Raw genomic sequence first — 9,739 nt, 5'->3', positions numbered from 1 at the left:
CGAGTGAGGAGGGCAGGCCCATGGCGCGTTCGCCGCGCGGCAGGGAAACCATGATCATCATCGGTGCGGGGCTCGGTGGTCTCTCCACCGGCGCGTACGCGCAGATGAACGGTTACCGCACCGAGGTGCTGGAGATGCACGAGCTCCCAGGGGGTTGCTGCACCGCCTGGGAGCGCGGGGACTTCACCCTGGACGCCTGTGTCAGCTGGCTGCTGGGCAGTGGTCCGGGCAACGAGATGCACCAGATCTGGCTGGAGCTCGGCGCGTTGCAGGGCAAGGAGATCCGCCACTTCGAGGTGTTCAACATCGTGCGCGCCCCGGACGGCCGGGCTGTCTACTTCTACTCCGACCCGGACCGCCTGCAGGAACATCTGACCGAGCTGTCGCCCGCCGACGCGAAGCAGATCAGGGACTTCTGCCGACAGTTGCGCGCCTTCCGCAAGGCACTGGCCGTCTACCCCTTCCTCAAACCGGTCGGGCTGATGGGCCGGTTCGAGCGCTGGCGGATGCTCGCGTCGTTCGTGCCGTACTTCAACGCGGTGCGCAAGTCGATCTCGGTGCTGATGTCGGACTACTCGGCGCGGTTCAAGGACCCGCTGCTGCGGGAGGCGTTCAACTTCGTCCTGTACGAGAGACATCCCGGGTTCCCGGTGCTGCCGACCCACTTCCAGCTCGCCTCGCACGCCAATCTGTCGGCCGGGGTGCCCGAGGGGGGGTCACTCGGTCTGGCCCGGTCGATCGAGCAGCGCTATCTGAAGCTCGGCGGGAAGGTCTCGTACAACACCAAGGTGGAGGAGATCCTCGTCGAGCGGGACCGCGCGGTGGGGGTGCGGCTCAGCGACGGCCGGGAGATGCGCGCGGACATCGTGGTGTCGGCGTGCGACGGTCCCACCACGATGATGAAGCTGCTGAAGGGCCGCTACCTCGACGACGCCTACCGCCGGCTCTACACCCGGACCCTGTACGAGCCGGGCATGGTGTTCCCGGGGTACTTCACCCTCTTCCTCGGGCTCAAGCGCCCCTTCCCCGAGGGTGATCCGTGCACCACCTATCTGCTGGACGAGGCGCAGGCCGCCGAGCTGACCGGCATCCGCCATCCGAGCATCAACGTCCAGTTCCGCAGCCGCCATTACCCGGAGCTGTCGCCGAGCGGGACCTCCGTCGTCTACGCCACGTACTTCTGCGACATCGCGCCCTGGCGGGCCCTGGACGAGGGGCCGGAGCAGTTGACCCGGTCCCGGGGCGGCGAGGAGCTCCACACCCTCCCGGTCCGGCACGGGCGCGGTTACTACGCGGCGAAGCGGCGGGCGCGCACGGCGCTCGTCCGGTTCCTGGAGGAGCGTTACCCGGGCATCGAGGACGCCATCGCGGTACGCGACGTGTCGAGCCCGCTCACCCAGGTCCGGTACACGGGCAACCACGACGGGACGGTGCTGGGGTGGCAGCCGTTCGTGGAGAGCGGCGAGACCCTGGAGGAGCTCGTCAAGAAGCACGGCCCGGGGCTGCCGGGGCTGGAGAACTTCTACCAGTCCGGTGTCTGGGCGACCACCGGCGGGCTGATCCGCGCCGCCGCCGCGGGGCGGCACGTCATGCAGTTCGTCTGCCGGGACGACGGCCGGAGGTTCGCCGCGTCGGTCGACGACAGCGGGTCGCTGCCCACCCACCTCGTCGTCCCGGTGCCGAGGCGCCCCCAGGCTCCCGCCGCCACGGCCCACCCCACGTCCGCCGGCGATCCCAGCGGCGATTCCACCGGCACCTCCACCGGCATTTCCAGCGGCACTTCCAGCGGCGTGGACAAGGAGCACCTGTGAAGACCAAGAAGTGGGTCGTTCGGGAGCACGTCGAGGGGACTCCCGATGTGGACCGGATCTACGAGCAGGTCGTCGAGGACATCGACGTGGATCTGGCGCCCGACGAGATGCTGTTGAGGACGCTCTACGTGTCGGTCGATCCCTACCTCCAGGGGATCGCCCTGGACACCCCGCTCGGCAGCCACATGGGCGCTGATTCGGTCATGGAGGTGCTGGAGGCCGGTCCGCTCGCCGCGCACCGGCCGGGCGACCTGGTGCAGGGTTTCGGCGGCTGGCGCTCCCATCTCGTCAGCAAGGGGACCCAGTGGCTCTGGCAGACGGGCACCTTCCCGATGGTGTTCCCCGCCTACCGGCGTCTCGACCCGGCCTGGTTCGACGAGGCGCTCCCCCTCGCGACGGCGCTCAGCGCGATGGGTGGCCCCGGCATGACCGCGTGGGGCACGCTCACCACCTTCCTGACGGTCCGGCCGGGCGACACCCTGGTCATCAGCGGGGCGTCCGGCGCCGTGGGGACGCTGGTGGGGCAGATGGCGCGGCTGGCCGGCGCCCGGGTGGTCGGTACGACGTCGAGTCCGCGGAAGGCGGAGTACCTGACCGGGCTGGGGTTCGACGCGGTCGTCCTGTACCGCCAGGGCGACCACGCCACACGTGTGCGCGAGGCGCTGGCGTGGGCGGCCCCGGACGGTGTCGACCGCTACTTCGACAATCTGGGCGGCGCCGTCACCGACGCGGTGTTCTCGCTGCTCAACGTCGGCAGCCAGGTGGCGGTGTGCTGGCAGTGGGCGACCCAGGTGGGCCGCGACGCGGTCGGGCCGAGGCTGCTGCCGTACATCATGTTCCCGCGGACGACGGTGCGCGGGATCTTCTCGCTGGAGTGGTTCACCGACGAGAACTGGCGGGCACTCCACACGGAGCTGGGCGGCCGGATCCGGCGGGGGGAGATCGTGTGCGACCACACCCTCCACCACGGTTTCGACTCCATCCCCGCCGCCTACCGGAGCCTCTACCACGACCGGGCGTCCAACCTGGGCAAGGTGCTGGTGGAGCTGTGACCGCCCCGCCCCGGAGCTGTGCCCACCCCGCCCGCCCCGCCGTTCCCGGCCCTTCCCGCCCCGCCGCCTCTCACCTCGCCGCTCCCGTCTCTTTCCGCCCCGCCCCGCCCTTCCCGTACGTCAACCAGGAGGTCGTGTGTCCGCCGCAGTCAGTGACAACGCCGGTCCCGAGCAGGCTCTGCTCCCGCTGCACCGCCTGGAGTTCGCGGTCCCGGGCCCGCCCGAGCGCGTCGAACTGTCCGACGGCTCGCCCGCCTGGGTGGTGAGCCGGTACGCGGACGTCCGCCAGGTGCTCGGCGACAGCAGGTTCGGACGGGCCGGGCTGTACACGCCGGACGGGCCGTCCCTGCCGGACCAGCCCGTCCTCGTGGACGACCCGGACCTGCTGTTCAACCAGGACGGCCCCGACCATCTGCGGCTGCGCCGCACCGTGCACCGCGCCTTCACCCCGAGGGCCGTCGCCCGCTGGCGGCCCTGGATCGCAGCGATCGTGGGGCAGCTCCTGGACGAGCTGGCCCGTCGGGAGGCCCCGGTGGACATCGTCGCCGAGTTCGCGCTGCCGCTGCCGGTGGCCGTGATCAGCCGGTTGATGGGTCTCGACGCGTCGGCGCGCGAGCGGATGACCCACTGGAGCGACTACGCCCTCTCCGACGGCTCCTGGCCCGCGGAGGAAGTCGCCGCGGCCATGGCCGAGTTCTCCGCGTTCGGTGCCGAACTGCTGGCCCTGCGGCGGCGCGCGCCCGGGGACGACCTGGTGAGCGGGCTGGTACAGGCCGCCGACGAGGAGGAGGGCGGCATCCCGGAGGCGCAGTTGGTGAGTCTCGTCTGCGGGCTGGTGGTCGGGGGCCATGACAGCACGATGACCATGCTGAGCAACTCGCTGTTCTACCTGCTCGGCGAGCGGCCGGAGAGCTGGTCCCGGATCGCCTCGGGCGAGGAGGCGGCCGGACGGTTGGCGGACCGGCTGCTGCACGGCATTCCGCTGGGCGACGACCGCGGCACCACCCGTCGTGCGGACGAGGACGTCGAGGTGGGAGGCGTGTTCATCCCGGCCGGCGCGGTGGTGGTCGCGGACTGCGGCATGGCCAACCGGGACCCGGCGGTCTTCCCGTCGGAGTGGTCCGAGGACCTGTTCGCTCCGCTGGAGACGCCCACCCTGTCGTTCGGGGCGGGGCCGCACTACTGCCTGGGTGCGTGGCTGGCCCGGACGGAACTCCAACTGGCCCTGCACCACCTGGCGGCCCGCTTCCCCAAGCTCCGGCTGACGGAGCCGACCTCGTCCGTCCAGTGGCGTCTGGGCTCCACCTCGCGCGGTCCGGTGCGGCTCGGGGTGACCTGGTAGGCGGCGATCGGGTTTTTCGCCCGGATCGGGTCGAGCCCGGCATGGTCCGGACGAGAGGCCCCACGGGCAATCTCCGCCCGCCTGGGACAGACTGGCGGGCATGACGCGGCGGCGCTGGTACTTCGACGGATGGATCGGGGCCGTGGGTACCGCCTCGGGGACGCGGCTGGTGCTGGGGCACTGGCCGCGCTCACCGTTCGGGGCGTTCAGCGACGTCATGATCGAGCACCCCGACGGTGAGCGCCGGCTGCTGGCGCCCACCGGTCGGATCGCCGGCTTCGTCGCGGAGACGTACACCTTCGACCGGGTCGACGTGGTGCCGGTGGACGTCCGGCGTGACGGGGCCCGTTGGTGCGTCGGGGCGGGCCCGCTCGCGCTGGAGCTCGTCACCGGGCCCCGGACGGCGCTGGGGCGGCTGCTGCGGACGGTGCCCGCGCCGCTCGCGCGCAGCCACACATGGGCCGCCGTGTGCGACGTACCGGCCCGTCTGCTGCCCGGCGTCCGTACGCTCGGCAGCGCCGGTCCGGGCCGGCGCGAGTGGTACGGGGCGCGCGACCAGCACCGCGTCCTGTCGGCGAGCGCCTCCCTCGGCGGGGCGGATCTCGGCGGACTCGCCCCTGTCGACCCGCCGGTGACCTTCGGGTTCGGCTCGGCGCCCCGCGATCCGTCGGTCGTGCGGATCACGTCGACGGTGGAGACGACCGAGGAGCCGGGGGCGCGGGGCTGACCAGTCCTGACCAGGGCGCGGGTTCACGAGGCCGCGGGTTCACGCTTTCGCGGGGCTGGGGGTCCGCGGGTCCGCGGGTTCGCGCACGGAGAGGACAGAGTGTGGGCGTTCACGGGCAAGCCGCCCATTGTCCTGCGCCGTAGCGTCCCTGTCGTCACCCCCTTTTTTCCACACCGGGCCCCTGCCCCGTGGGCCGACCGGCCCCGGCCGGAGCCCGGACGACAGGAGACGAACCATGTCCGAGTTCCCCGCCGCGCCGACCTCCCCCGTGCTGGAGCCGGCCGCCGCCGCGTTCGCCGAGGCGACCGCGAACCCGCCGTACCTCTTCCAGCTCGCCCCGGCCGAGGGCCGCAAGGCAGTGGACGAGGTCCAGTCGGGCGACATCGAGAAGCCCGAGATCACCGAGGAGTGGATCACCGTCGAAGGCGGTCCCACCGGATCGGTCAAGGCGCGCATCGTCAAGCCCGCCGGGGCCACCGGCACGCTCCCGGTCATCCTCTACATCCACGGCGCGGGCTGGGTGTTCGGCAACGCGCACACCCACGACCGGCTGGTCCGCGAACTCGCCGTCGGCGCGGGCGCGGCCGTCGTCTTCCCGGAGTACGACCTCTCCCCCGAGCACCGCTACCCGGTCGCGATCGAGCAGAACTACGCGGTGGCCCGCTGGGTGGTCGCCGAGGGCGCCGGCAAGGGTCTGGACGGCGGCCGCATCGCGGTGGCCGGCGACTCGGTGGGCGGCAACATGACCGCTGCCCTCACCCTGATGGCCAAGGAGCGGGGCGACGTACCGCTGGTCCAGCAGGTGCTGTTCTACCCCGTCACCGACGCGTCCTTCGACACCGCCTCGTACCACCAGTTCGCCGAGGGGTACTTCCTCCGCCGCGACGGCATGCAGTGGTTCTGGGACCAGTACACGACGGACCCGGCCCAGCGCGCCGAGATCACCGCCTCGCCGCTGCGCGCCACCACCGAGCAGCTCACCGGGCTGCCGCCGGCGCTGGTCATCACCGGTGAGGCCGACGTGCTGCGTGACGAGGGCGAGGCCTACGCCAACAAGCTGCGCGAGGCCGGTGTCGAGGTCACCGCGGTCCGCTACCAGGGCATCATCCACGACTTCGTGATGCTGAACGCGCTGCGCGGGACGCACGCCGCCACGGCGGCCATCGAGCAGGCCGTCGGAACGCTCCGCGCCGCTCTGCACGCCGCCTGATCTCCTCGTCCACGGAACCACGAAGAACCAAGGAGTTCCCCCCATGTCATCGTCCGACAGTCCGACGATCGTCCTGGTGCACGGTGCCTTCGCCGATGCCTCCAGCTTCGCCCGGCTCATCCCGGAGCTGACGGAACGCGGCCTCGACGTCGTCGCCCCCGCTGTGCCCAACCGGAGCCTGATCGGTGACGCCGCCTACATCTCCTCCGTGGTGCGGTCGATCGCCGGGCCGGTGATCCTGGTCGGCCACTCGTACGGCGGGGCGGTCATCACCGTCGCGGGCGAGGAGGAGAACGTGAAGGGCCTGGTCTATCTGGCCGGGTACGCACTCGCGGAGGGCGAGAGCCTGGGTGAGCTGCAGGGCCGCTTCCCCGATTCCGACCTCGCTTCCGCGCTCGTGTACACCCCCTTCCCCGTCGAGGGTTCCGACGAGCCGGGCACCGACGTCTCGGTGGTGCCGGAGAGCTTCCCGGCCGTCTTCGCCCACGACGTCGACCCCGGTCTCGCGAAGATCCTGGCGGTCTCCCAGCGCCCCCTGGCCGCCCAGGCGTTCGCCGAGGCGGCGCCCGTCGCCGCGTGGAAGACGAAGCCCTCCTGGGGTCTGGTGGCCTCCGCCGACCACACCATCAACCCTGAGGTGGAGCGTTACGGTTACCGGCGCGCGGGCATGTCGGTCGTGGAGGTCGACTCCTCGCACCTGGTGATGCTCTCCCACCCCGAGGACGTCGCCGACCTCATCGAGAAGGCCGTCCACAGCATCGGCTGACCGGCGCGCGGACAGGCCGGGCACCGAGCCCACCCGCCGTCCCCGCGTACGCCGTCCGCGCCTGCGCATCCTCCCCGCCCGTGCGCGGACAGCTCCTCGGATCCCGTCCGGTCCTCCCCGACCGGGCGGGATCCGCGTGCGTCCACCCCTCACCGGCGGCTGTTCACCCGTACATCACCTCGTGCACGGGCGGCGGTGGGCAGCCGTTCGCCCCGGCTTGTGAACCTGCGACGGGTCGCACCCGCCCGGTCGGCAGTCCCGAAACATCCGAGGAACCCCTGTGAAGCGCACGCTCTCCTCCATGTCCGCCCTGGTCCTGACCGCCGCGGCGGTCACCGCCGCCGGCGGTTCCGCCTCCGCACACGCCCCGGCCCGGGCCCTCGGTTCCGGTCAGCACTTCTCCACGACGAAGACGCCGTACGCCCCGCAGCAGGATCCGCGTGACTACGAGGCGGTCCCCGCGTCGTTCACCCCGGTGTTCACGGAGAGTGTCTCCCGTCACGGGTCCCGTGCCATGTCCGACAGCGAGGACGGGGACGCGGTGCTCGCGGTGCTGCGGGACGCGGAGAGCAGGGGCGGACTGACCCGCCTCGGCGCCCGGCTGGGCCCGCAGGTCGAGTCGCTGCTCGCGGCCGCCTCGTCCGTGGGTTACGGGGAGCTGTCCGGCCGCGGCGTCCAGGAGCAGCGGCGGACCGCACAGCGCATGGAGCAGCGTCTGCCCTCCCTCTTCCGCCGCATCGTCGCCGGGCAGGAGCCCGTCGAGGTCAAGACCTCCGGGGTGGCCCGGGCGACGGCCAGCGCCAACGCCTTCACCGGCGGTCTCACCGCCGCCGATCCGAAGCTGACGAGCCTCGTCCAGGCGCCCGTCACCGACAAGGACCTGCTGTACTTCCACAAGCAGCCGCAGAACGCCGACTACCAGGAGTACGTGGAGAGCGATCCGGATCTGGCGGCGGTGCTCGCGCGGATCGACGGTGCTCCGGACACCGCGCGGAACGCGAAGGACGTGGTGGCGCGTCTGTTCACGTCCCGGTACGTCGCCGCCATGTCCGCCGGGGACCGGGTCGCCTTCGCGCGCTCGCTGTACGAGCTGTACGCAGCCGCGCCCGACCTGAGGGTGGAGGCCCCGGACGTGGACCTCGACACCTTCGTGCCCGCCCGGAACGCCGAGTGGTTCTCGTACCTCGACGACGCCGAGGAGTTCTACGAGAAGGGCCCGTCGTTCAGCGGGCGCACCATCACGTACGGCATGGCGGGCGTGCTGCTCGACGACCTGTTCGACCAGGTCGAGGCGAAGGCCGCGGGCACCAGCGCGAAGGGGGCCGTACTCCGCTTCACGCACGCCGAGGAGATCATGCCGCTCGCCGTCCTGCTGGGGCTGCCCGGCTCCACGAAGTCCGCCGGGCTCGACGAGCCGTACACGTACAAGAACAACACGTGGCGCGGGGCGCAGGTCGCGCCGATGGCCGCGAACGTGCAGTGGGACCTGTTCGCCGGGCCGCAGCGCGCCGGGAAGAGCGGGAAGGACGGCGGGAAGGCGTCGGGCGGGACGCGTTACCTGGTCCGGATGCTCTACAACGAGAAGGAGACCGCCTTCAAGGCGTCCTGCGAGCCGATCTCCCGGGGCAGTCACTTCTACGACTTGGACGAGCTGAAGAGCTGCTTCGGCCGGAGCTGACACCCCGCGCTCCCCCGGATGCGCGGGAGGGTCCCGCGCGCGAGGATCGGACCGGAGGGCGTGTCCGGCGCGGAAGTCCGCCGGGCGGGCCCGGAGGGGCGCGCACCCGCCCGCCCCTCCGCCGACCGATACCCCGTCCCGTTCGCCCCCGACCAGGGGCGGGGCGCTTGGAGGTAGTCGATGCCGCGACCCCTGTGGACCGGTGCCATCAGCTTCGGGCTGGTGACCATCCCGATCAAGGTGGTGTCCGCGACCGAGGATCACTCCATCCACTTCCGGCAGGTGCACCTGGAGGACATGGGCCGCGTCCGCACCCGCAAGGTGTGCGAGGTGGACGGCGAGGAGGTGCCCCAGGACGAGATCGCGAAGGGGTACGAGGTCGCCAAGGACCGCACCGTGCCGGTGACCGACGAGGAACTGGGCGGGATGCCGCTCCCGACGGCCAAGGCGATCGAGATCGTCGCGTTCGTCGACGCGGGCACCATCGACCCGGTCCGGATCGGTGATTCGTACTTCCTGGCGGCCGACGGCGAGGTGGCGAACAAGCCGTACACCTTGTTGCGGAAGGCGCTGGAGCGCTCCGACAAGGCCGCCGTCGCCAAGTTCGCCTGGCACAACCGCGAGCGTCTGGGGCTGCTGCGGGTGCGGGAAGGGGCGATCGTGCTGCACTCGATGCGGTGGCCCGACGAGATCCGCAGCCCCGAGGAGCTCGCGCCCGAGGCGGTCGAACTGGACGACGGTGAGATCGACCGGGCCGTGGAGCTCACCGAGACCATGGCGCTCGACTCCATCGACGGGTTCCGGGACGAGTACCGCACCGCGCTGGAGGAGCTGATCGCGGCGAAGGCGGAGGGCCGGGAACCGGCCGTGCCCGCCGGGGAGGGCGAGCGGGAGCCCGGCAAGGTGGTGGACCTGATGGCCGCCCTCAACGCCTCGGTCAAGGCCGCGCAGGAGGGCCGGGGCGAGCACGAGGGTGAGGCCACCGTCCACGAGATGCCGACGGGCGGCCGGGGCGCGCGGAAGGGTGCGGCGAAGAGGAGTACGGCGAAGCAGGGCACCGCCCAGAAGTCCGCCGCGGCGAAGGAGACCGCGAAGAAGGCCCCCGCCCGCAAGGCGCCGGCGCGGAAGCGCAGCGCGTCCTGAGGCCCGGACC

General features: G+C 71.9%; 8 protein-coding genes. All 8 read left to right on the top strand.

Going from position 1 to position 9,739, the window contains the following annotated elements; translation table 11 throughout:
* Positions 1–50: 50 nt before the first annotated feature.
* The 8 genes from OG599_RS34015 to ku all read left to right on the top strand — a co-directional run bounded on the left by OG599_RS34015 (position 51) and on the right by ku (position 9,729).
* Positions 51–1,811 (top strand): phytoene desaturase family protein, encoded by a 1,761-nt coding sequence (locus OG599_RS34015; protein WP_327180283.1) that lies wholly within the window; start codon positions 51–53, stop codon positions 1,809–1,811.
* Entirely contained in the window at positions 1,808–2,863 is a 1,056-nt protein-coding gene (locus tag OG599_RS34010; protein ID WP_327179821.1) for an MDR family NADP-dependent oxidoreductase, read from the top strand. Before OG599_RS34015 ends, OG599_RS34010 begins: the two co-directional genes overlap by 4 nt.
* A 136-nt stretch (positions 2,864–2,999) precedes the next feature.
* A complete protein-coding gene (locus OG599_RS34005; RefSeq protein ID WP_327179820.1) occupies positions 3,000–4,205 on the top strand; it encodes a cytochrome P450 in 1,206 nt (401 codons plus the stop codon).
* A 100-nt stretch (positions 4,206–4,305) separates the two neighbouring features.
* Positions 4,306–4,932 carry a hypothetical protein gene (locus OG599_RS34000; protein ID WP_327179819.1) on the top strand — a complete coding sequence of 209 codons (627 nt, stop codon included), beginning with the start codon at positions 4,306–4,308 and terminating at the stop codon, positions 4,930–4,932.
* A 235-nt stretch (positions 4,933–5,167) separates the two neighbouring features.
* Positions 5,168–6,142, top strand: coding sequence for an alpha/beta hydrolase (locus tag OG599_RS33995; RefSeq protein ID WP_327179818.1), 975 nt, complete (start codon positions 5,168–5,170; stop codon positions 6,140–6,142).
* Between the two features lie 43 nt (positions 6,143–6,185).
* Positions 6,186–6,908 carry an alpha/beta fold hydrolase gene (locus OG599_RS33990; protein ID WP_327179817.1) on the top strand — a complete coding sequence of 241 codons (723 nt, stop codon included), beginning with the start codon at positions 6,186–6,188 and terminating at the stop codon, positions 6,906–6,908.
* Between the two features lie 280 nt (positions 6,909–7,188).
* Positions 7,189–8,586, top strand: coding sequence for a histidine-type phosphatase (locus tag OG599_RS33985; protein ID WP_327179816.1), 1,398 nt, complete (start codon positions 7,189–7,191; stop codon positions 8,584–8,586).
* 180 nt (positions 8,587–8,766) lie between these two features.
* Positions 8,767–9,729, top strand: coding sequence for a non-homologous end joining protein Ku (gene ku / locus OG599_RS33980; protein ID WP_327179815.1), 963 nt, complete (start codon positions 8,767–8,769; stop codon positions 9,727–9,729).
* Positions 9,730–9,739: the final 10 nt, after the last annotated feature.

The organism is Streptomyces sp. NBC_01335 (genome assembly GCF_035953295.1).
Lineage (GTDB): Bacteria > Actinomycetota > Actinomycetes > Streptomycetales > Streptomycetaceae > Streptomyces.
Note: the sequence above shows the minus strand (reverse complement) of the source record. Positions and strands in the feature narration are given on the sequence as shown.

Bases quoted from the DNA above. Each gene is read 5' to 3' on its own strand.
- OG599_RS33995 (WP_327179818.1), top strand. From the start codon at position 5,168: ATGTCCGAGTTCCCCGCCGCGCCGACCTCCCCCGTGCTGGAGCCGGCC.
- OG599_RS34000 (WP_327179819.1), top strand. From the start codon at position 4,306: ATGACGCGGCGGCGCTGGTACTTCGACGGATGGATCGGGGCCGTGGGT.
- OG599_RS34015 (WP_327180283.1), top strand. From the start codon at position 51: ATGATCATCATCGGTGCGGGGCTCGGTGGTCTCTCCACCGGCGCGTAC.
- OG599_RS33990 (WP_327179817.1), top strand. From the start codon at position 6,186: ATGTCATCGTCCGACAGTCCGACGATCGTCCTGGTGCACGGTGCCTTC.
- ku (WP_327179815.1), top strand. From the start codon at position 8,767: ATGCCGCGACCCCTGTGGACCGGTGCCATCAGCTTCGGGCTGGTGACC.